This window comes from Alteromonas aquimaris (assembly GCF_026183695.1).
Lineage (GTDB): Bacteria > Pseudomonadota > Gammaproteobacteria > Enterobacterales > Alteromonadaceae > Alteromonas > Alteromonas aquimaris.
This window is the reverse complement of record NZ_JAPFRD010000002.1, coordinates 474,901-497,530: the sequence shown is the minus strand read 5'-3', so window position 1 is coordinate 497,530 and position 22,630 is coordinate 474,901. Positions and strand designations below refer to the sequence as shown.

Below are 22,630 nucleotides of genomic sequence, written 5' to 3'. Positions count from 1 at the left end.
TGCGTGCTGGCGCGGAATTATATAACTGGGTGCGAAATCTTGAATTATTTAACTAAATGGATAAGTTCTTTTCCTGGTATGCAACTTAGCCTCCGCGGGAACAGTGACCCGAGATTAGCAAAGGAAGGCGACATTCCGTTAACACACTAACGAAATCTTACACTTTCATACTGAGGGACGTACAGAGTCAGCTGAATCTGCTTCTTTGAGGCCGATTGGGTAAACATCCCAATCAATCTTGGCGTTACTCAATTTAACGAAACTTTAATAAGTGTAAGTTATCCAATCGCGTTTCTTTTCGCCCACGCATTTTATCATCCCTTCATTTACCTCACCTTCACTGGCGTTAGCTATGCTGTTCCTTTAGAAAATTCGTAACACCTAACGGTGTGGATTCTTTTACAGAATAATGCACCTGTACACGCTGCGTAACACTCTGCCGTATAGTGCATACTATGATGGTCTGGGAATCATGCCCTATCAGGCTTAGTAAAGCTAATTACGTTATCTGGAAATAGCAAATGACATTACAAAACCGCTATTTATACGCAGGCATGGGAAACAGAGATGGTGCTTTCTAATTTTTTTCAACGCAGAAGAAGTTCCGGGTTAGCGGTTCGTGCAGGATGGATTGGGGAGAATAGATTTGAAGATAGTGACCGAAACTTTGAATCGTAATTCAAACTGGATTACCTCGGTTAATTGGCAAACGGGCTTACCACAAAAAAAAGCCAGTCATTAGCTTAACTGACTGGCTCTTTACTATCTTAATGAGAATAAACTATTCGGAAGCCGCTTTCTTATCGCTTTTTCCGTAAATCAAAATAGGCTTCGATTCGCCGCGAATCACGGTCTCATCGATGACCACCTTGTCCACATTTTCCATAGAAGGCAAATCGTACATTGTATCAAGCAACACAGCTTCAACAATCGAACGTAATCCTCGCGCCCCGGTTTTACGTTGCATTGCTTTTTTAGCAATGGCGTTCAACGCATCCTCACGGAACTCAAGTTCAGTACCTTCTATCGCGAACAATGCACCATATTGTTTTGTGATGGCATTTTTGGGTTCGCGAAGAATTTGGATAAGAGCATCTTCACTCAACTCTTCCAGACTGGTTACTACCGGTAAGCGTCCGATAAACTCAGGAATTAACCCGTATTTAACCAAATCCTCAGGTTCTACCTGCTTGAACAATTCGCTGATCTGCGGTTTATTTTCTTTCGACTTAACGTTTGCGCCAAAGCCAATGCCCATTCCCGTATGTGCGCGTTGCTCAATAACTTTATCAAGTCCTGCAAACGCGCCACCACAGATAAACAGTATTTTAGAGGTATCGACCTGCAAAAATTCCTGCTGCGGATGTTTACGACCACCCTGGGGGGGCACTGACGCTACGGTCCCTTCTATTAGCTTCAATAGAGCCTGCTGTACCCCTTCGCCACTGACATCTCTTGTGATAGAAGGGTTGTCGGATTTACGCGAAATTTTATCAATCTCGTCGATATAAACGATACCCCGTTGGGCTTTCTCTACATCGTAATCACACTTTTGCAAAAGCTTTTGAATAATGTTTTCCACATCTTCACCGACATAACCGGCTTCGGTTAATGTGGTTGCATCTGCCATGGTGAAAGGAACATCCAGCAATCTTGCCAGCGTTTCAGCTAATAAAGTTTTACCGCTGCCGGTGGGTCCGATAAGCAAAATGTTACTCTTGCCTAATTCCACACCCTCATGCATATCACCACTGCGTAAACGCTTATAATGATTGTATACAGCCACAGAAAGTACTTTTTTTGCATGTTCCTGACCAATAACGTAATCGTTCAAATGGTCATGAATTTCCTGCGGCTTTGGTAACGCATCTTGCTTTTGTTTCGGGGCGATTTCTTTGATTTCTTCGCGAATGATGTCGTTGCACAACTCAACACACTCATCGCAAATGAAAACCGAAGGGCCAGCGATTAGTTTCTTAACTTCGTGTTGGCTTTTGCCGCAAAACGAACAGTATAAGAGTTTACTATCACCGTCACCGTTCTTTTTGTCACTCATTACTCTCTGCCTCTAGCTTTCCCGAACGCTAAAACGAAAAAAGACTGCACGCGTTCGGAACTCATATAAATATACTACTTAGTTGTCGCGGCGTCAGTTCGATTTGTTAAAACCTGATCGATAATACCGTACTCTTTTGCTTCTGTTGCGCTCAAAAAGTTATCTCTGTCTGTGTCGCGCGCAATTGTCTCATATTCTTGGCCTGTATGTTGAGCCAATAAGCGGTTGAGCTTTTCTTTCGTCGACAATATTTCTTTCGCATGAATTTCAAAATCTGAAGCCTGACCCTGGAATCCGCCTAAAGGCTGATGAATCATCACACGCGCATTGGGTAAACAGTAACGTTTACCTTTCGCACCGCCTGAAAGCAAAAATGCCCCCATACTGGCTGCCTGACCCACACACACTGTGCTCACATCCGGCTTAATAAAGTTCATCGTATCATAAATGGCCATACCGGCAGTGACCGAACCACCAGGCGAGTTGATATAAAGAAAAATATCCTTTTCAGGATTCTCAGCTTCTAGAAACAACATTTGCGCGACGATCAGGTTCGCCATGTGATCCTCAACCTGCCCTACCATAAAGATGACATTTTCTTTAAGTAGACGGGAGTAAATATCGTAGGAGCGCTCGCCTTTTGAGGTCTGCTCTACCACCATTGGAACTAACGCGTTTTGTATATCGAAATTATTTGTCATAGCGACTCTGGATTCTTCTCGTTTAAAACAAAAATGCTCGGAAGTATCCGAGCATTTAAGCAGTTGCCGACAGGCAAAGTCAATGAGAGGTTACAAATTTACCCTTGTTTGTTCATAACCTCATCAAAATCTTTCTTAACTTCGGTGGTTTTGGCATGCTCCATTACCCACTCGATAGCCTGTTCTTCAAGAGCGACGTTACGCATCTGTTGCATAAGCTCCTGATTATTTTTGTAGTAATCGATAACTTCCTGCGGATCTTCATATGCTGAAGCAGAAGACTCAATTAACGATTCTACTTTACTGTCATCGACTTTAAGTTCATTTTTCTTAATGATCTCGCCTAACAGTAAACCAATCGTTACACGGCGTTTTGCGTTATCTTTGAAAAGATCTGACGGTAATTCAGGCATGTTCTGCCCGCCGCCCTGCTGGCTGAAACGCTGTTTTGCCTGATCCCGTAACACGTTAATTTCTTGATCGATTAACGCTTGAGGAAGATCTAACTCGTTTTTCTCTACCAGTTTGGCAATAACATCTTCTTTCACTTTCGCGCGAAGCGTATGATCCAGTTCGCGTTGCATGTTCTTACGTACTTCCGCTTTCAGTGCTTCCACACCGCCATCTTCAACACCGAACAATTTCGCGAATTCATCATCCACTTTAGGAAGTTTTTGACCTTCTACTTTTTTAACGGTAACCGCAAATACGGCATCTTTACCTTTCAGCGCTTCTGCATGGTAGTCTTCAGGGAAAGTCACTTCAACTTTCACCTCATCACCCGCTTTTGCACCGACTAACGGCTCTTCAAAACCTGGGATCATGCGACCTTTGCCAAGCTCAAGAGTAAAGTCTTCAGCTTTACCACCATCGAACTCTTCACCGTCGATAGTGCCCACGAAATCAATCACAACGCGGTCATCTTTCTTTGCTTTACGCTTAACTTCTTTCCACTCAGCATGTTGCTTTTGCAACGTTTCCATCATGTTGTCTAAATCAGCATCAGTGATGTCCACCACTGGCTTTTCAACTTCAATCTCGTCAACGCCTTTCACTTCCACTTCCGGATAAACTTCGAAAGCGGCGACAAATTCAAGATCTTCACCTTGCGTGTCTTTGGTCAACTCGAACTTTGGCATGCCAGCAGGATTGATTTTTTCCTGTACAATTGCCTGGTAGAAGTTTTGCTGCATTACGTCACCAGCCACTTCCTGACGAACAGCCTGACCATAACGCTTCTGAATAACACTTACTGGCACTTTGCCAGGACGGAAACCGTTTATACGCTGTGTTTTTGCTAATTGCTGTAGGCGTGCCTTAACTGCAGAATCCACTGTATCTGCCGGAACAGTAATAGTAAGACGACGTTCTAAACCCTGGGGCGTCTCGACTGTAACTTGCATTATTTTACCTCAACTGTACGCCTATGATGACGTTTACTTGCCACCCTCTTTCCCGTTTGCCAGCCTTAAACAACAGGCATTTGAGCCGGGTTGGAGGTCTCGATTAAGCGGCCATTGAATAACCACTCATACTCATTGGTTAAAAAAAGACGCGGTAGTATACAGCCAGGTGCTGTCAGAGTCGAGAGATAAAGCGTAATTAAACCAAATCGGATAAGGAATAAGGAGGCTCATTGGTAATTTAACGTCTAATGGCAACACCTATTGCCCTCTGCGGACATTACTGTGAAGGAAACGTATGCAGAAGAACGCAGTCTCCCTGAGCGCGAAACACCAAAAGGACATATCTCAAGAGAAGGCGATTGCAGGCAAGATAGCCAAGCGTTAAAGCCAGAGGGTGATGGCGTGAGAATGTTGGTTTTGCGCTTTAATTTTATCTTAAAGCATGCTGTCGATCTTGCACCTAAGCTAGGGACAAATAAGTGATCGTGGAAAACATCTTCACGTTGGCCTAAGGTAGATGCCCCAGTAGGCATGACTTATACCGTTTTAATAACGCGAAATAGTCAATGAGGCAGGGTTTTGGTTCCAGACATCCTATCCTTCGCCCCTCGCGTCATGCTTGCGTTGCGAGCATGACCCAGTGCATCGGGAACAAACCGGTGAACCTGTGACCCACGGCTTAGCCGACAAGGTATCTAGGCCAGGCTCTGACAACTGATTTTATTAAATCGAAGATAAATGGTCGGTGAGACAGGATTTGAACCTGCGACCCCTTGTACCCAAAACAAGTGCGCTACCAAGCTGCGCCACTCACCGACAGGAATATTCTGAAAAATAATGGTGCGGAAGGAGAGACTTGAACTCTCACGCCGTGAAGCACTGGAACCTAAATCCAGCGTGTCTACCAATTCCACCACTTCCGCATAAAGTGGGGTGGACGATGGGACTTGAACCCACGACAACCGGAATCACAATCCGGGGCTCTACCAACTGAGCTACGCCCACCATTGAGGTGTGTGAAGTATACATTAAAGCAATACTTTCACAATTACTATCTCGCTTTCACTTCCGGTACCTTTTTGCCATTAAAAATGGCGCGTCCGGCAGGATTCGAACCTGCGACCCACGGCTTAGAAGGCCGTTGCTCTATCCAGCTGAGCTACGGACGCCCGGCGAATCTTCGCGTGCGAAATAATAGTGGTCGGTGAGACAGGATTTGAACCTGCGACCCCTTGTACCCAAAACAAGTGCGCTACCAAGCTGCGCCACTCACCGACTGTAGCGGCATGAACTTCACTACCGTTACGGGGGGCGCATATTACCGGCTTGACCCACCTCCGTCAAACACTTTTTTACGCAAAAAATTCATCCGCTCATTTCGTCAACAAATTGCTGCTTTTTTGGTAAATTTCGATATTATAAATTTGATTAATCTAAAAGGAGTTTTGGCATACTTGAGCAAGATATGTGAAAATATACGCTGTACTTTCATATCACTCAAACTCATAAGCTTCTAATATGACTGCTCATTTAATTGACGGCAAGTTAATTGCCAAACAAGTTCGCCAACATGTTGCCTCTTATGTTGAGTCCCTAAAGAAAGCCAATAAGCGCCAGCCCGGCCTGGCAGTTGTGCTGGTAGGCAAAGATGCAGCCTCTCAGGTGTATGTTGCTAACAAGCGAAAAGCATGTGAAGAAGTGGGTTTCATTTCCCGATCGTTCGATTTACCCTCAGATACCACCCAACATGATTTGTTGAAGCTTATAGATGACTTAAATAATGATAAGGAAATCGATGGCATACTGGTTCAGCTTCCGCTACCGGCCGGTTTAAACGCAGAGCAAATATTAGAACGAATTCAACCTCACAAAGATGTGGATGGTTTTCATCCATATAATATTGGCCGCTTAGCGCAACGCATTCCCGCCCTGCGCCCGTGTACGCCTAAAGGCATTATGACGATGATTGAGGCTACCAAAAGGCCAATAAAAGGGCTCGATGCAGTCATTGTCGGGGCGTCTAATATTGTGGGCCGTCCAATGGGGTTGGAACTGCTCCTGGCGGGGTGCACCGTGACGACATGCCATAAATTTACTCAGGAATTACGTAGTCATGTTCTGCGTGCAGACTTGTTAGTCGTAGCAGTTGGCAAACCGAATTTTATTCCGGGTGACTGGATAAAGCCTGGGGCTATTGTGATAGACGTGGGTATTAACAGAATGTCTGACGGGTCTCTGGTAGGGGATGTGGAATTTGAAAAAGCCAAGGACAGAGCTGGCTGGATCACACCAGTCCCCGGCGGTGTGGGTCCTATGACGGTTGCCAGTTTGATTGAAAACACCTTAGAAGCGTACGTCAAATATCACTCATGATTCTGGATTCCGTGAAGCAGTGGCTTGACGAGATTGTGATAGGGCAAAACTTTTGCCCTTTCGCCCGATTCGTGCGAGACAATAAGCAAATACGTTTTGTGGAACATCAGCAACAGACAATTGAAAGCGCGATGTTAGTGTTACAGGAAGAAATTCAACGACTGGAAGCCGACAATGAAACAGCGACAACGCTCATTGTCTTTTCTAAAGGATTCGTCGACTTTAACGATTATTTAGACTTACTGGATATCGCCAATGAAATGCTTGAGCAATGGGGTTATTGGGGTAAGTATCAACTGGCCAGTTTTCATCCTGACTATCTTTTTGAAGGTGAAGCCGTCGGTTCAGCGAGTCACTATACTAATCGCGCCCCCTTCCCTATTCTACACTTGCTCAGGGAGCGGGATATTGAAACCGTGCTGACTAACTATCCCCATCCAGAAAAAATTTATGAGAATAACAAGATCCGCAGTCTAGAATTAGGTGTGAATTATTTCAAACAGAAGTTGGCTCAATATCGTCATAAATAGGTTCTAACTTATTGATTGTCCGAAGTTTTAACATTCACCACATCGTTTCTTCCTATCATATAGCTTTTAGCATTAAACTCAGATAAAACAAACACCCAGTCGCTGACCCAGCTAGGGTTATCTGGCATGCTGAACCATACTTTGTGATTGCCTTTTTCGTTGGGTTGCGTCATGTAGGCAAAAACCTGACTGTGATCTGTAAGCGTGAAAGTAATATCGCCAATCAAACGCTCAACTTCCCACTGATTTTCCACGTAGGGGATGGCATTGTCGTAATTCAGGGAAGTAAGGTCCTTGATAGTTTGTGCAATCACTCCCGGGTAAACAAGACTTTCGTTCTGCTTCAAATCCGCTAATTGCCACGCCTGCTCAGCCGGTTCTTGACGGCGTACGAATTGCACCGGCTGGTTGTCACGATACCTCACCACCACCTTAACGACATCTTCAGGGGTGAATGGTAATACCTGCTTCGATAACCAGTCGCTTGGTCCGGTTGGTAAATTAAACAATTGGTCCACCAGTAAACTGGTTGGCTTACCTGCAGTGCGAACGTAAGTACCTAACCCATTAGCGGCAGCGTTTCCAATAATTACTCGCCAGCTGTTGTTGTCGCCATTTAACAATACACGGGTTGACTGCGCATCCTGTTTGGTGATCTCTTCCACCCCTAGGCGATGATAATACTCGGGGTTGGAGGTTTTTGTTTCAATAATTTTTGCTTGGCTCAACGCACTTACCAACGAGGTCAGCTCACGCTTATCGGCTGGAAACCCAAGCCGGGTATCCAAATGCGTAGCGACCCATTTACCGTCTTCTTTTTGGGCTTTAAATACTGTGCCAGACGTATTAGCCACTTCAATCTGATGCACAGACATTCCTTGTGTGCCAAGTTCCTCTAACCAGAGAGATTGCTGAAGAGATTGCGACCTGTCTGTATGAAAAATGAGCCAATAGGCGGTTGCAGACGTGACCACAACCAGGCTTATTAAAATGATTAGTCGGATGTTCATTCTGTTTCCCCCATCCACTGCTTACCTGCACGTCGGCGCAACATCCTGGCAGCAAGATAAAGTAAGCACACCAGCACCACGGGGGCTGCGGCGACATTGATGAATTTTAAAAAGTTACCCAGGGCAGCAATATCACGTTCAAGTTCAAAGCGAACTTCTCTAAGTTTTTTGCGAATTTCCACACGCTGCTGGATAAACTCATCAATGGCGTTTTGCTGTTCAGCTGAAATAACCAATGAGCCTGACTGGTCTTGCTGGGCCTGAAGTTGTGCAAGCTTGTCTTCTGTTTGTTGCAGTTGTAATTGCAAGCGCTCTTCCTGTTCCCGAAACCGCTCTTCCGCCTTTAATTCTAAATCCACCACGGTTGTAAACGGCCTTACAAATGAGCCTCGGCTGCGAATACTGATTAGCGCATTGCTACCCGCCATATTGTCGACCAAATTGGTAATGAAATCGCCGTTATTTGCAAAAGGTGTATAAATGGGTTGACCAAAAAAGCTGCTTTGCTGCACCCAGTAGCGATCAGCCAGTATATCGGCATCGGCAACTACCACCAATTTCAGGCCATTCGTATTGCTGACATGTTTTTGCTCGCTGCCCTGTGGGGGGGTGGCAAAAGCAGAGTTAGCTTTACCGGTAATTTTTCCGCCAAGAATATATGACGCTGAAGCGTCTCCCATTTGCCTTTGGATAGCTTCAGGTGACGACTGTTGCAAATAAGTTGACGCTTCCATTTTTACTGCATTGGCCGAAGTTGTTAGCAGCGGCTGTAAGTTTAGTGCGGACGTTTCATCAAGAGTTAGTGCGCCAAATGAAGCTCCATTAATCACTTCCAGATTGGCAGTGGTAACGTCTTTACGATCGAGGTTCTTAGCGGTTAGCCCCAAAATGCCTGGGTGCCTCACCACTCCACCAGACTGCGAACGAACATCCAACCCTAACTTCGCATCTAAGATGATGCTGCTCGAAATATCGATTCCCCATTTATTAAGTAATTCAAAAGATGAATGATTTGGCTCTAAAGCGCCCATCATGGCCATTGGGTCTGACTCATAGTGCGGATCGACAAATGCGATAATTCTGCCATTGTTCATCGTGAACTGGTCAATGGCATAAGAAAGCGTGGCAGATAACGATTTTGTATGCGCTAACATAACTACATCGGTATTGTCAGGAAGTGCTGTTGCGCTTCCCGAAACCACTTCCACATCATACAATTGGGAAAGTTGTTCGAAAAACACCATAGGATCGGTATATTCACCGGTCATTGGATTTTGGCCACCGCTAACGGGGAGATCGGTGATGAGCGCAACTTTGACCGGATCAGGGTCGCTAAGCTGATAAATCAGCTTAGCAATATCGTATTCTAGAAATTGCTCCTTCTGAGGATCGAAAAAACCAATGGTAAACTGATCGTCATATGCATTGGTGCCTGCCAAACCAAAATAAACAGGATCACCAACCGCCCCTAAATTGGCAGCGGTGAGACCGAATCTACTTGCCTGGTCTTCCGCTTCCGAAAAAGGTTTCGGATCGATGACCTTAAGCACAACTTTACCTTCTGAGCTTTGCGAAAACTCTTTGAGCAAACTCTTCACTCTATCAGCATAATTGCGCAAGCCCGTCATGCCCTTACTGGTGGTATCAGAAAAGAAAAAGTACAGGGTCACGGGTTCGTTTATTTCTTTAAGAACAGCTTTACTTCCCGTTGAAAGGGAATACACCTTATTCTCGGTTAGATCGACTCTGAACTGGTCTAACAGTTGATTATTTACAATAACCAAACTAACAAAGAGAAAGGTCAACAGGGTCAAACTTGCAATCGCGGAAATTTTATTCATGGGTTAATCCGCCTTCTTCTGCTCAATAATAATAAGACAGCCGTACAACCACAGCGCGGTCAGAATAATAAAATAACCTACATCATTGAGGGCCAGAACACCTTTTGCCATGGCCTCGAAATGGGTCAACAAGCTAAATGATGCGATAGTATCAATCACAAGGTTTCCAGCCCAAGGCTGAAATGCATCAAGCACAATGCCAGAGCCGCTCACGACAAACAAAAAACAAACCACAATGGCGAGTATAAATGCCACCACCTGATTTTTAGTAATCGCTGACATACACATGCTAATGGCTAAGAAAGCTCCCGACATCAGCCAACTTCCAATATAAGCGGCAATAATGATGCCGTTATCTGGTGATCCTAAATAGTTCACCGATATCCATAATGGAAACGTGAGGGCGAGTGAAAGGGCTAACACTCCCCAGGCTGCGATAAACTTCCCAATCACCGCTTCTGTTACAGTAATCGGTAGCGTCATTAGCAATTCAATAGTGCCGGACCTGCGTTCTTCTGCCCAACTTCTCATGCCGATGGCAGGCACTAAGAATAAGTACAGCCACGGATGAAAATTAAAAAAGGGCAGTAAATCCGCCTGTCCTCGATCGTAGAAGTTGCCGACAAAAAAAGTAAATATACCGCTCAACATTAGAAAAATGGCAATAAATACATAGGCAACGGGGGACGCAAAAAAACTACTGAATTCGCGTTTCGCCACCAACCACGCGTTTCTCATGCTGCTTCCTCACTGGTAATTCTTCTAAAAACTTCATCTACACGCCCTTGCTCGACAAACAAAGCATCGACAGGTAATTTGCGGTGATTTATGTAGTTGGTTATTGGCCCCAGTATGTACGTGTCCGGCTCAGGAAATAGCGTTACTTGTCCGGTAATCCGGTTTATTTCCATATCCGCCACCCCTTCTATTTCGGCCAAGCCAGAGATATCTGCCGCATAGCTGAGGGTCAGGCTAACCGCATGGTAATAACGCGACTTTTGCTGCAATGCTGTTGGTGTGCCGTCGAAACGAAGTTGTCCTTTAGCAATGATCATTACCCTGTTACACACGGATGTGACTTCTTCAAGAATGTGAGTTGAAATAATCACCAGCTTGTCTTGAGAAAGTTTTCTGATTAATTCTCTGACATGATGTTTCTGATTTGGATCGAGTCCATCGGTTGGTTCATCCAAAATTAAAATTTGCGGATCATGAATAATCGCCTGCGCAAGCCCCACTCTACGTTTAAACCCTTTTGATAAATTATCCACTGTGCGATTAAGCACCGATTGCAACTCAAGTTGTGTAATCACTTCACCTATGCGCGCTTTTTTACTCTTCCCTTTTAACTCTCTGACATCAGCAATAAAGTGCAAAAATTGGAATACTGTCATGTCACCGTAAACTGGAGATCCCTCAGGCAGATAACCTATCTTTTTCTGCAGCATTTTGGCATTCTGCTGCATGGATAAATTATCTATTTTCACTTCCCCACTTGAAGGGGATAAAAAGCCCGTGAGCATTTTCATCGTGGTAGATTTTCCCGCACCATTTGGCCCTAGAAAACCCACAACATCACCCGGTGCAATTTCAAAAGATAGATCATCCACTGCAGTAAAGTCATCAAAGGTGCGAGTCAGATGTTTAACCGAAATCATACGCAAAGTTTTCCATTGTTTCTGTCGCAAAGGTAAAGCTGTGCGCTAAATGCGAACAACTCAAAAATTTATAACAAAGTCGCATATTGTGGCATAGTCGAAAATTTCAATCATCTGAAATTCGTAGTCTGTTTTTTTGCTTGAGCCGACACAGCTAATACTTAAGACAATAAACACTTACCCTGTTGGGGGAGAATGTTTATCAGTAAGTCATTTTTATAGGTACTATCCGGGCGCTAGCTACATATAATTAGGTCAATTTGTGATAAAAAGTATATTCAACAGCACCAACCATACTCATTACTTTTAACAATGCATCACCATAACATAACGCCCATTGGCGAAATACAGACCCCGTTCAAACAGAAATTTGCCATTCCCCGCCAGCCAAATTTGGCCAACGCGTTGGGTGTGATTACGTTTGCTGACGAGTTTTTTCATCCCGATATGTTAAGGGGAATTGAACAGTTTTCTCATTTATGGTTAGTGTTTATCTTTCATCAAACTCTGCAAAGAGGATTTAAGCCATTAGTAAAAGCACCCCGCTTAGGCGGTAACGCGAAGACTGGTGTTTTGGCCAGCCGAAGCTCCCATCGCCCAAATGGGTTGGGACTGTCGGTGGTGAAAAATGATGGAATTAACGATATAAATGGAAAAACAGTACTTCAGGTTCGCGGTGTGGATCTTTTACACCTCACCCCTATCGTCGACATCAAACCTTATTTGCCCTACGCAGATCGGGTGGAAGACACCAACGACAACCTGATACGCTCTGACCATATCCCCATGCGAGAGGTGCATCTCTCTAAGAACGCCGACAAGGTGTTACGAATGGTTTCGCCACAATATCCAGATCTGCATTGCTTAATCATTGATGTATTAAGACAGGATCCTCGCCCAGCGTATAAACATGTCGAGGATAATGATGAGAAACTATATAAGGTTCAGCTATACGAATTTGACGTATGCTGGAAAGTGGCAAATGGCAACATTGTTGTTACCGATATTATTGCCTTAACGCTTCAGCCATAAATGTATTTTTATGCTTATCTGATACTGCTAGAATAAATAAAACTTCTGTTACCAATAGGATGAAACGCGGGAATGCGCACTAGCCAATATTTGTTGTCAACGCAAAAAGAAACACCAGCCGATGCTGAAGTCATTAGTCACCAACTTATGCTTCGCGCGGGAATGGTTAGAAAACTGGCTTCTGGTTTATACACCTGGTTACCTACCGGATTGAGAGTATTAAATAAAGTTGCAGAAATCGTTCGCGAAGAAATGAATAAAGCCGGTGCCTTGGAGGTCCTAATGCCGGTGGTGCAGCCTGCAGACCTATGGCAGGAATCCGGCCGTTGGGACGAATATGGCCCTGAATTGCTGCGAATTCAGGACAGGCAACAACGGGATTTTGTACTCGGCCCTACGCATGAAGAGGTAATTACCGCACTGGTTCGCAACGAGGTCAGCAGTTACAAACAGCTGCCGCTAAACCTGTATCAGATTCAAACCAAGTTTCGAGATGAAATCCGTCCCCGCTTTGGCATTATGCGTGGACGTGAATTTACCATGAAAGACGCCTACAGCTTCCACTTGCAAGAAGAGTGTCTGAATAATACTTATCAGGATATGTACCAGGCATACACCAATATTTTCACCCGTATGGGACTGGATTTTAGAGCGGTTATCGCAGATTCTGGCGCTATTGGTGGTAGTGTCTCACATGAATTCCATGTATTAGCGAAATCTGGTGAAGATGCCATTGCCTTTTCAAATGAATCCGATTACGCAGCTAACGTGGAGATGGCACAAGCGGTAAAACCAGAACGGCCCGCCGTAACGTCCCCTCAATCAAGCGAAAAAGCGAAAAAATCTAACCAACAATCACTTGAAGAATTTTATGCAGCGCAAGGTAAATCTGCAGCAGAAGCGCTCAAGGTTGTGATTGTGAAAGCCGCAGCTAAAGCTGATGAAGAGCATGATAATTGGATCATGCTGGTGTTACGTTCCGATCACGAATTAAATGAAATTAAATTAGAAAAAACGGGTAAGGTAGCCATTCCTATTGTCTATGCAGGTGAAGAAAAAGCCACTTCTCTAGTAGGTTGCAGCCCTACTTCGGCAAATCCCTTGCAGGCTAGCTTACCGCTCATAGTAGATCACAGTGCGGCGTCACTCTGCAACTTTATTTGTGGCGCCAACGAACCAGATATGTTCTTTACAAGTGCAAACTGGGAAGTGCCGCCGGAGTCGTTCGATATTCGTAATGTGATAAGTGGGGATATGTCTCCTGACGGTAAAGGTACGTTGGAGATTAAACGTGGGATTGAAGTGGGTCATATTTTTCAGTTAGGGACCAAGTATTCTGAAGCGATGAATTGTGGCGTATTAAGCGAATCAGGTAAGCACCAGACGTTAATGATGGGTTGCTATGGCATTGGCGTCTCGCGTATCGTGGCTGCTGCGATAGAACAAAATCATGATAAGTACGGCATCATGTGGCCTGACGCAATTGCGCCATTCAAGCTGGCGATTATTCCAATGAATATGCATAAGTCGCACCGCATAATGGAAGTGGCCGAGTCACTTTACGCGACACTAAAAGAAAAGGGTATCGACGTTTTATTTGACGATCGCAAGGAGCGACCAGGTGTTATGTTTAATGACATGGAATTAATTGGCATACCTCACACTATTGTTATTGGTGAGAGAAATCTGGACAATCAACAGGTGGAATATAAAAATCGTCGTACAGGCGAGAAGTCTTTGATAGATCTGGATGCGATAGAATCCTTTATCGGGACGTTATAAAACATAAAAGACAATTCAGCGCTTGTGATAAGCGACTGGGAGGACACATGCAGTTAACCTTTTATGGCGTTAGAGGCTCCATCCCCACTCCGGGTTCTGAGTATGTACGCTATGGAGGTAATACCGCGTGTGTCCATGTCGGTCTTGAGGACGGCACTGATATTATTGTGGATGCGGGAACGGGTATTCGCAATCTGGGCGACAAGCTGATAAAAAAGCAGACACCAATCCACTTGCTACTCACCCACAATCATTGGGACCATATCCAAGGCTTTCCTTTTTTCAAACCCATTTACCAAAAAGACCGCGAAATACATATCACCCCTGGACAAACGTCCCCTTACGAACCTGATCAAATCTTAAATCAAATGCAGGGCTCTGTTTTTCCCGTTCCTGCTAGTGCGCTAGTGTCTAACATTACCCTGAAGGAAATACCCAAGGGCACCGATAGTTGGATGCTGGGCACGGCAACCATTTCACGTTTGGCCATTAATCATCCGGGGATAGGAAACGCATTTAGCATAACGGAGAATGGTAAAAAGATTGTTTATATGACGGACAATGAACTTTACCCTCCTTACAAAAAGGTAAATGATTTTGGTACCTTCGTGAAATTTTGTCAGGATGCCGATCTGCTTATTCACGATGCCCAATATATGGTAGCGGACATGCCTGCCAAATCAGGCTGGGGCCACTCCGTAGCTGAGGAAGCTGTTAAACTTGCCATGGCCGCAAATGTAAATCAGCTGGCGTTGTATAGCCATGATCCTGATAGAACGGATGAAAAAATTGATGCCCTGGTGGCACATTGCAATCAATATATTCATGCAGCAGAATCGCCGCTGAAGCTATTTGCTGCTGCCGAAGGACAGACGCTTAACTTTTAACGTAGCTTTTCCTTTTTAGGGAAATAGTAAAAGTATATTATTAGTTTCCTAGACGCTTACCTTTAATAATCTCTTGGAAAAGGCACATTATTTCGGTAAGTTGAAAACTAGAACAGTGTAATTCCCCCAGCCAAGGAAGCTAATGTCACATAAAAAACAGTTAATTACCGCTTTTTTCTTAACCGTCTCCACCTTCTCCACCACCGCTACTGAATCCAGTGAAATTGTGAACAGCTATCCTGCATGCGACTATCAGATAATTGATACTATTCAGGTCAATACCACGTTTCAGGCAGTGACAAATGATGAGTTTGTAGAGAAATATAACCATGCGATTGAACATCTGCTACCAAAGTTAGTCGATGCAGGAACGAAAATAAAAGCGCCTTATCTGGCCATAACTGAAAAAAAACTCAGGACCACCTCTGGAAGGCAAATCGTTTATTTATATGCTGACGCGATAGCCAAATGCGAATTATCCTCAGAAAAAAAAGTTAAGTTTGCCCCCTATAATAAATTTGCCCAGCGACAAGTTGCCTCTTCTATCGCTACAACGACAATCGAGAGCTCGTTCACTTTTGACACTTCACCAAAAACTCAGTTAAAGCCAAAATTAACTGATAACGTATCAGTAGGACTCTCAACCGGACTATACGGCATACCCTTAGGTTCAACTGAAAAGGATGTTATCTCTCATTTTGGTACGCCCTCTTTCGAAAAAATGCTCGCGGATGATAGACGCTTGATTAGCTATGGAAGGGAACATTGGCTAACATTTCATGCAGGTAAATTGCACAAAGTTGAATTTGATAATCCAGAAATTACTTGGACACTCAAAAACTTCATACCAGTGGATGACCGCTTTAAAAACAGGGATTGGTATATTTCGGAGACGGTATATAAAGGTGCCGAAATAATGGCAAGTGATTTGCCGGAGTTGGTTTACGGAGCGCAAATAGTGACACTGAATTACGTATCAAAACGACGGATTATCGACAAAACGAGCAGCAGCATTCTGTTATCAAAATTACCGGCTTCGAGTTAGTTTCAAAACGCGCCGAAAACGCTTTCAACCTTAATAATATAACCAACATCGAGAATGGCGTACTTAGTCATTTATATAATTTAACTACCAACATCGATGTAGACACCGATATTAGTATACAAGGGTTGGGCTATGAACCTTCCGCGATTATTCATGCCGAAAACGGTGAAAAACACCTATTTTTATCTTCTAATGTAATGCTCCAGGCGATTGGCAATCGAGTACACAAAATTAGGATCGATCCTTATCTTTCTGGCGACTTAAGGTTAAGTTATTGGGAGTTTGGTCCTTTCAAATATAACCAAAGTATGGATGAAGCCATTAATGTAGCGAGTGACGATTCGTTTTTCTTTGACAACGTTCTGGAGCTGGATAAAGGAAAGTACGTGATGAAAGTGTTTTTCGAAGAGGAAAAAGTGAAAAGTTTAGAAGTTAGCTTATATTAACAAAGCATGCCTAAGAATGGGCAGTGACAAACACTGCCCTATCAAGACTATTCCCACTCAATAGTCGCGGGTGGTTTGCCCGATATATCGTAAACTACTCTTGAAATCCCTTCTATTTCATTGATGATCCGATTGGAAACGGTGCCCAGAAAGTCATAGGGTAAGTGCGCCCAATGGGCGGTCATAAAGTCTATCGTTTCCACCGCCCTTAATGACACCACCCAGTCATACTTACGCGCATCGCCCATCACACCGACTGAGCGCACGGGTAAAAATACAGTAAAAGCCTGGGAGACCTTGTGATAAAGGTCAGCTTTATGCAATTCTTCAATAAAAATAGCATCCGCACGACGTAACAGGTCACAGTATTCTTTTTTGATGGCGCCTAATACGCGAACACCTAAACCTGGCCCAGGAAATGGATGGCGATAGAGCATGTCATAAGGCAACCCTAACTCCAGGCCAATTTTACGTACTTCGTCTTTAAACAGTTCGCGTAGAGGCTCCACCAGCCCCATTTTCATCTCTTCCGGTAAGCCGCCAACATTGTGGTGAGACTTTATCACATGGGCTTTGCCCGTTGCCGAACCAGCCGACTCAATAACATCCGGGTAAATCGTGCCCTGCGCTAACCACTTTGCATTCGTTAGTTTGGATGCTTCTTCATCAAATACTTTGACAAATTCTCGCCCGATAATTTTACGTTTGGCTTCTGGTTCGGCTTCATCGGCCAGCGCCTCCAGAAAACGCTCTTCCGCATCCACTTTAATAATATTCAAGCCAAAGTGATCGCCAAACATATCCATCACCTGCGCGCCTTCATTCAATCGTAGCAATCCATTGTCTACGAAAACGCACGTGAGCTTGTCGCCTATAGCCTGATGAATAAGCATGGCGGTGACCGATGAATCTACGCCACCGGATAACCCCAGGATGACTTCATCCTCTCCTACCTGCTCTTTTATTCGTGCCACTGCATCTTCAATGATAGCCCCTGGTGTCCATAGCTTCTCACATCCACAAATATCCATGACAAAATGAGACAGAATACGCATTCCCTGACGTGTATGCGTGACTTCGGGGTGGAACTGCACACCAAAAAATTGTTTATCGAGGTTTTGCATTACTGCATGCGGACAAGAAGGTGTTTGCGCGACAGTTTCAAACCCTTCAGGGATCGTAGCAACTTTATCACCATGACTCATCCACACATCCAGTGTCGCGTTGCCGTTAGAGCCAATATGATCTTCGATATTGGTCAAAAGAGGCGAAGGTTTGATAACTTCAACCTGGGCATAACCAAATTCCCGAATATTTGAACCCAGTACGCTCCCGCCCAACTGTTCGGACATAGTTTGCATACCGTAACAGACGCCTAAAACAGGCACCCCTGCATTAAAAACATATTCTGGGGCGCGCGGTGAGTTTAAGACAGTTACTGATTCTGGTCCGCCAGAAAGAATAATGCCCTGCGGATTAAATTCTCTTATTTGTTCTTCGCTGACATCCCAAGCCCACATTTCGCAATACACTCCAATTTCCCGTACCCGACGAGCAATAAGCTGGCTGTACTGAGAGCCGAAATCGAGAATTAAGATTCGCTGGTCATGAATATTTGCGGTCATGTTTTCTACCTGAAGTATGTAAAAGAGACAGGCTGGTTATAAGCCAGCCTGTTAATAAGTTGAGTATCGTTGATTATTAACCTAAACGGTAGTTGGGTGCTTCTTTAGTGATGCTCACGTCGTGCACATGCGATTCACCCATCCCCGCCGAGGTTACCTTTACAAAGGTGGCTTTGGTACGTAAATCATCAATGGTGGGGCAACCGGTTAATCCCATGGCTGAGCGCAGCCCACCCATTTGCTGATGAATAATATTAGCAATAGGGCCTTTATACGCTACCCTACCTTCAATCCCTTCTGGAACCAGTTTTTCGGCGCTGTTGGGATCTTGGAAATAACGATCTGATGAACCGTGACTTTGGTTCATCGCACCGAGCGACCCCATGCCCCGATAAGATTTGTAGTAACGTCCTTGATAAAGCTCGACTTCGCCAGGCGCTTCTTCAGTTCCTGCCAGCATACTGCCAACCATTACCGAGCTGGCCCCTGCCGCTAATGCTTTTGCTATGTCGCCTGAAAAGCGAATACCGCCATCTGCTATAACCGGAATGCCGGTGTCTTTCAGGGCTTCTACCGCATCAGCTACAGCACTTATTTGCGGCACACCGCACCCCGTTACAATACGGGTAGTACAAATAGAGCCTGGACCTATCCCTACTTTTACCGCATCCACACCTGCTTCAGCTAGCGCTTTTGCACCGGCTGCGGTAGCAACATTTCCAGCAATAAGCTGTAAGTCGGGATAGGTCTGCCTTACCTTTTTGACCCGATTAATAACGCCTTGCGAATGACCGTGTGAAGTATCGATAAGCAGCACATCCACGCCTGCTTCCACTAATAGTTTAATGCGTTCATCTGTACCCGGGCCCACGCCTACAGCGGCACCTACGCGTAATCGACCAAGCGAATCCTTACAGGCGTTGGGTTTATTTTCCGCTTTCTGGAAATCTTTAACAGTAATCAACCCTTTTAGCTTGAAGTTATCGTCAACCACCAGAATTTTTTCGATCCGATTAGCGTGCATCAGCTCCAGCACTTGTTCAGAATCCGCGCCTTCTTTCACTGTCACCAGTTTTTCTTTGGGCGTCATAACATCACTGATGGGCGCGTCCTGACGGGTTTCAAAACGCAAGTCGCGGCCCGTTACAATACCGATCAGATTATTTTTGTTATCGGTCACGGGAAAACCCGAGTAACCTAATCGCTTACTGAGTACATTAACTTCACCTACCGTGGCATTTTGTTTAACCGTAACAGGGTCTGACACCACACCGCTTTCGTATTTTTTTACATCACGAACGTGCTTGGCTTGTTGTTCGGGTGTCATGTTTTTATGCACGAAACCCAGGCCGCCTTCCTGTGCCAACGCTATTGCCAGATTGGCTTCGGTAACAGTATCCATAGCCGCGGAGACCAGGGGAATATTTAAATCAACACCACGCGTGAGTCGCGTTTTCAGATTCGCAGTATGAGGGAGAACGGAAGAGTGTCCTGGAACCAGTAACACATCATCAAAAGTAAGGGCTTCTTGAACAATTCTGAGCATGCAACAACACCTATGCGGTAAAGGGTTAATTGCGGCGCAATTGTAGTGTTTTTTAATTATCAGGTAAACTGTATTTGTCTTTAATTATTGGTTTTTTTCTATGCAGCAAGCTAACACGTCAACTTCACAGGAAATTTTGTCTGTATCACGCTTAAACAGAATGGCAAAACGCTTGTTGGAAAATGAAATTGGCACCATTTGGTTGTCTGCAGAAATATCGAATTTTGTCTGTGCGGCGTCAGGTCACTGGTATTTCACTCTGAAGGATGAGCGAGCTCAAATTAAAGCCGCTATGTTTAAAAATGCAAATCGCTTTTTACGTCAACGTCCAAAGGAAGGTGACAAGATATTAGTAAGAGCCTCGGTGGGTTTATACGAACCGCGGGGAGATTACCAGTTAATCGTTGAACATATGGAAGGCGATGGTGAAGGTCAGTTAAAGCGCGCGTTTGAAGCACTAAAAGAAAAGCTGTTCCAACAAGGAATGTTTGAAGACGATGTTAAGCGTCCGTTACCAGCCAGTATTAGGCGCGTTGGCATCGTCACTTCATCTTCAGGAGCTGCTCTTCATGATGCATTAACGGTATTTAAACGAAGAAGTCCGGCAACCGAAATTATTATCTATCCCACCATGGTGCAAGGCGCAGACGCTCCTAGGCAAATAATCAGAGCGCTTAATACCGCGAACCAGCGCAATGAGGTTGATGTGATTTTACTCACCCGTGGGGGTGGCTCACTCGAAGATTTGTGGTGTTTCAATGACGAGCAACTAGCCTATTGTATTCGCGCTTCGTTAATCCCCATTGTCAGCGCAGTGGGTCACGAAATAGATTTTACAATCGCCGATTTTGTTGCTGATTTGCGCGCCCCCACCCCCTCAGCTGGGGCAGAATTACTCAGCCAAGATGTGAACGCCATGTTGGAGGCGTTGCGCAATCGAGAATCACGGATGCAGCAATCGATGGCTAGCTTGCATCATCGCCTAGTTAATCGCCTGCGACTACTGCAACATCGTTTGGCTGCGCAGCATCCGAAAGTTCGGATCCAAACCCAGCAACAATCATTAGATCGATTACAAATTCGTCTTGTCCACTCCATCCAACAACGTCTTAACCAGCTTAGCAGTCGCCATGCCCGCGTAGATCAGCGATTGTGGCGAAATGATCCCAGCAACAGGATTGAACGTTCGCAACTTACCTTAAGCCAGTTAACCAAGGCGCTTAGAAAAAATATCTACCGCATGCTGGACAACAGAAAGCAAAAATTAGCTTATCTGGGACAGTCACTGCATGCTGTCAGCCCCTTAGCTACGCTTGGTCGAGGCTATAGCATCACCTTCGATGAGCACCAAAACCCTCTTACTTCAGTCAGGCAGGCACAAATAGGCAGTACCATTGTTACCCGTCTTAAAGACGGCGAAGTAACCAGTAAAGTAGACCTGCTTTCACCCGCCGATATGAGAAAATAATGATTGAACAGCCTTAGCAGATCAGTCAGACTGAATGACTGATTGATGGTTGGTTTGGTTATGGGCTTACGCTGGTTTTTACTCGCTGGAGTTGTATGTGCAGGTGGTTGTCAGGTTAATGATAACGTCCCTAGCACTTCATTGTCTGAAGGCCAGCTGCAAAGTGAAATAAGCCGTGACATTGAGATTAACGCTCCAGTGGGGGTGTTTTCCACTTACTTAAGTCAACCCGCGCAAGCCAAATGCGACACGCTCGTTGCGGCTCAACTCAAATGCATAGACGATGCGATTGACGTAAAGTATTTTTTTAATGCACTAAAAGGGAGTGGTCTTCTTCCCCATGCTTCACCCGGGTCCGAAGAAGCAGATTACCAGATTTTAATTGCCAACCAAGCCGCAACGATTGCCAGTCCAAACTGGTGGGACTACACACTTCACTATTTAACCGACGCTGACACTCCTCTGGCAGACGAGGTACAACATTTTACCGAGTTCACAGTACAGTGGCGTGGCGTGGAGATTGACTCTCAGTTAATTCAAACGTATTTAGCAATGAACGATGACCATAACTTAGAAAGTGTGGCAGATGCAGTGGTGGCTAAGTGGTGGTCGGATGCTGCGCAAAGAGGCCTTTTCACGGCACAGTATTTATTTAAGGCAATAAAAGCCAGTGACTATCTAAATGATATGCGGGTACCCGAAGTCATTGCATCTTTTACTCGCTTTGATACCCAATTATTTCACGACCCCTTCCAAGGCGCTATCACACGTTATACTCACAATGAATTTGATGATGCGCTACTGGATATCACCGTTTTCCCCCTTACCACCAGTCTGGACGCATCAATAGAATCTACTTTAATAAATATTCTGCAGAAAGAGGAGTCTAACGCCCGTTTCGTCGCTCAGGCCCGTAACCTAATGTTTGAGGTCGATCAACCTGTGACTGAATTTCTTGCAAATAAACGGGTAACAGCTGATACAGTATATATGCTCGCAGTGCATGCTGAAGGTGAGGAATCAGAACCCATTTATGCCACCACTTATGTATTTCGTCAGCAAGATAAAATTATTAAGCTGAGTACGACATTTCCGCCGCGGATAGCTAATCCACTTATTGAACAAGCTATAGCTTCCATTAAAGTACCGGCTGAATCGCCGTTAATGGCGGCGCTAAGAGAAATAGCGAAAGCGCGCAGCGAAGTAAACTGAAGAAAGGTGGCC

General features: G+C 44.8%; 19 protein-coding genes and 5 tRNA genes. 10 read left to right on the top strand and 14 right to left on the bottom strand.

Translation table 11 applies throughout. The features are described from left to right. Positions 1-781: 781 nt before the first annotated feature. The 3 genes from clpX to tig form a co-directional block, all read right to left on the bottom strand. Positions 782-2,056 carry an ATP-dependent protease ATP-binding subunit ClpX gene (clpX, locus tag OPS25_RS02375; protein ID WP_265616042.1) on the bottom strand — a complete coding sequence of 425 codons (1,275 nt, stop codon included), beginning with the start codon at positions 2,054-2,056 and terminating at the stop codon, positions 782-784. Positions 2,057-2,130: 74 nt separating this feature from the next. Next, positions 2,131-2,757, bottom strand: coding sequence for an ATP-dependent Clp endopeptidase proteolytic subunit ClpP (gene clpP, locus OPS25_RS02370; protein ID WP_265616041.1), 627 nt, complete (start codon positions 2,755-2,757; stop codon positions 2,131-2,133). Positions 2,758-2,855: 98 nt separating this feature from the next. Beyond that, a complete protein-coding gene (gene tig / locus OPS25_RS02365) occupies positions 2,856-4,160 on the bottom strand; it encodes a trigger factor (RefSeq protein WP_265616040.1) in 1,305 nt (434 codons plus the stop codon). 285 nt (positions 4,161-4,445) lie between these two features. Here tig and OPS25_RS02360 point away from each other — a divergent pair, with 285 nt between their 5' ends. Beyond that, positions 4,446-4,646, top strand: a complete 201-nt coding sequence (locus OPS25_RS02360; RefSeq protein WP_265616039.1) for a hypothetical protein — start codon at positions 4,446-4,448, stop codon at positions 4,644-4,646. Positions 4,647-4,902: 256 nt separating this feature from the next. On the opposite strand, the gene OPS25_RS02355 is transcribed toward OPS25_RS02360, so the two are convergent. From OPS25_RS02355 to OPS25_RS02335, 5 genes are all read right to left on the bottom strand, one after another. Continuing rightward, positions 4,903-4,979 (bottom strand) — tRNA-Pro (locus OPS25_RS02355). A gap of 22 nt (positions 4,980-5,001) precedes the next feature. Continuing rightward, a tRNA-Leu gene (locus OPS25_RS02350) sits at positions 5,002-5,086 on the bottom strand. A gap of 6 nt (positions 5,087-5,092) precedes the next feature. Further along, positions 5,093-5,168: transfer RNA gene (locus tag OPS25_RS02345), tRNA-His, on the bottom strand. Between the two features lie 87 nt (positions 5,169-5,255). Beyond that, a tRNA-Arg gene (locus OPS25_RS02340) sits at positions 5,256-5,332 on the bottom strand. Between the two features lie 29 nt (positions 5,333-5,361). Further along, positions 5,362-5,438 (bottom strand) — tRNA-Pro (locus OPS25_RS02335). Positions 5,439-5,681: 243 nt separating this feature from the next. Here OPS25_RS02335 and folD point away from each other — a divergent pair. Both folD and OPS25_RS02325 read left to right on the top strand, forming a co-directional pair. Continuing rightward, a complete protein-coding gene (gene folD / locus OPS25_RS02330; protein ID WP_265616038.1) occupies positions 5,682-6,536 on the top strand; it encodes a bifunctional methylenetetrahydrofolate dehydrogenase/methenyltetrahydrofolate cyclohydrolase FolD in 855 nt (284 codons plus the stop codon). Between the two features lie 11 nt (positions 6,537-6,547). Then, entirely contained in the window at positions 6,548-7,066 is a 519-nt protein-coding gene (locus OPS25_RS02325; RefSeq protein WP_265616037.1) for a DUF1415 domain-containing protein, read from the top strand. A gap of 8 nt (positions 7,067-7,074) precedes the next feature. Here the strand turns inward: OPS25_RS02325 and OPS25_RS02320 are convergent, their stop codons facing one another. The 4 genes from OPS25_RS02320 to OPS25_RS02305 are packed head-to-tail and all read right to left on the bottom strand — an operon-like array spanning position 7,075 to position 11,575. Beyond that, a complete protein-coding gene (locus OPS25_RS02320; RefSeq protein WP_265616036.1) occupies positions 7,075-8,076 on the bottom strand; it encodes a DUF4340 domain-containing protein in 1,002 nt (333 codons plus the stop codon). Beyond that, positions 8,073-9,917 (bottom strand): GldG family protein, encoded by a 1,845-nt coding sequence (locus OPS25_RS02315; protein ID WP_265616035.1) that lies wholly within the window; start codon positions 9,915-9,917, stop codon positions 8,073-8,075. The genes OPS25_RS02320 and OPS25_RS02315 overlap by 4 nt, the downstream gene beginning before the upstream one ends. A gap of 3 nt (positions 9,918-9,920) precedes the next feature. Beyond that, a complete protein-coding gene (locus OPS25_RS02310; RefSeq protein WP_265616034.1) occupies positions 9,921-10,655 on the bottom strand; it encodes an ABC transporter permease subunit in 735 nt (244 codons plus the stop codon). Next, on the bottom strand, positions 10,652-11,575 hold the full coding sequence (locus tag OPS25_RS02305) for an ABC transporter ATP-binding protein (protein WP_265616033.1): 924 nt from the start codon (positions 11,573-11,575) through the stop codon (positions 10,652-10,654). The genes OPS25_RS02310 and OPS25_RS02305 overlap by 4 nt, the downstream gene beginning before the upstream one ends. Before the next feature lie 312 nt (positions 11,576-11,887). On the opposite strand from OPS25_RS02305, the gene tsaA reads away from it, so the two are divergent. The 5 genes from tsaA (at position 11,888) to OPS25_RS02280 (ending at position 16,767) form a co-directional block, all read left to right on the top strand. Beyond that, positions 11,888-12,607, top strand: coding sequence for a tRNA (N6-threonylcarbamoyladenosine(37)-N6)-methyltransferase TrmO (gene tsaA / locus OPS25_RS02300; RefSeq protein WP_265616032.1), 720 nt, complete (start codon positions 11,888-11,890; stop codon positions 12,605-12,607). A gap of 72 nt (positions 12,608-12,679) precedes the next feature. Next, positions 12,680-14,389 (top strand): proline--tRNA ligase, encoded by a 1,710-nt coding sequence (locus OPS25_RS02295; protein ID WP_265616031.1) that lies wholly within the window; start codon positions 12,680-12,682, stop codon positions 14,387-14,389. A 47-nt stretch (positions 14,390-14,436) separates the two neighbouring features. Then, the gene (locus OPS25_RS02290) at positions 14,437-15,276 is read left to right on the top strand and encodes an MBL fold metallo-hydrolase (protein ID WP_265616030.1); all 840 of its coding nucleotides are present in this window, start codon (positions 14,437-14,439) and stop codon (positions 15,274-15,276) included. Between the two features lie 142 nt (positions 15,277-15,418). Continuing rightward, the gene (locus OPS25_RS02285; RefSeq protein WP_265616029.1) at positions 15,419-16,321 is read left to right on the top strand and encodes a hypothetical protein; all 903 of its coding nucleotides are present in this window, start codon (positions 15,419-15,421) and stop codon (positions 16,319-16,321) included. A 125-nt stretch (positions 16,322-16,446) separates the two neighbouring features. Continuing rightward, the gene (locus OPS25_RS02280) at positions 16,447-16,767 is read left to right on the top strand and encodes a hypothetical protein (RefSeq protein WP_265616028.1); all 321 of its coding nucleotides are present in this window, start codon (positions 16,447-16,449) and stop codon (positions 16,765-16,767) included. Positions 16,768-16,814: 47 nt separating this feature from the next. On the opposite strand, the gene guaA is transcribed toward OPS25_RS02280, so the two are convergent. Both guaA and guaB read right to left on the bottom strand, forming a co-directional pair. Beyond that, positions 16,815-18,392: a glutamine-hydrolyzing GMP synthase gene (gene guaA / locus OPS25_RS02275; RefSeq protein ID WP_265616027.1), complete on the bottom strand. Its 1,578-nt coding sequence runs from the start codon at positions 18,390-18,392 to the stop codon at positions 16,815-16,817. 76 nt (positions 18,393-18,468) lie between these two features. Next, positions 18,469-19,938 (bottom strand): IMP dehydrogenase, encoded by a 1,470-nt coding sequence (gene guaB / locus OPS25_RS02270; protein WP_265616026.1) that lies wholly within the window; start codon positions 19,936-19,938, stop codon positions 18,469-18,471. 100 nt (positions 19,939-20,038) lie between these two features. Between guaB and xseA the strand changes: the two genes are divergently transcribed. Together xseA and OPS25_RS02260 are read left to right on the top strand one after the other, a co-directional pair. Further along, on the top strand, positions 20,039-21,406 hold the full coding sequence (gene xseA / locus OPS25_RS02265; protein ID WP_265616025.1) for an exodeoxyribonuclease VII large subunit: 1,368 nt from the start codon (positions 20,039-20,041) through the stop codon (positions 21,404-21,406). 45 nt (positions 21,407-21,451) lie between these two features. Continuing rightward, a complete protein-coding gene (locus OPS25_RS02260) occupies positions 21,452-22,618 on the top strand; it encodes a hypothetical protein (RefSeq protein ID WP_265616024.1) in 1,167 nt (388 codons plus the stop codon). Positions 22,619-22,630 lie beyond the last annotated feature (12 nt).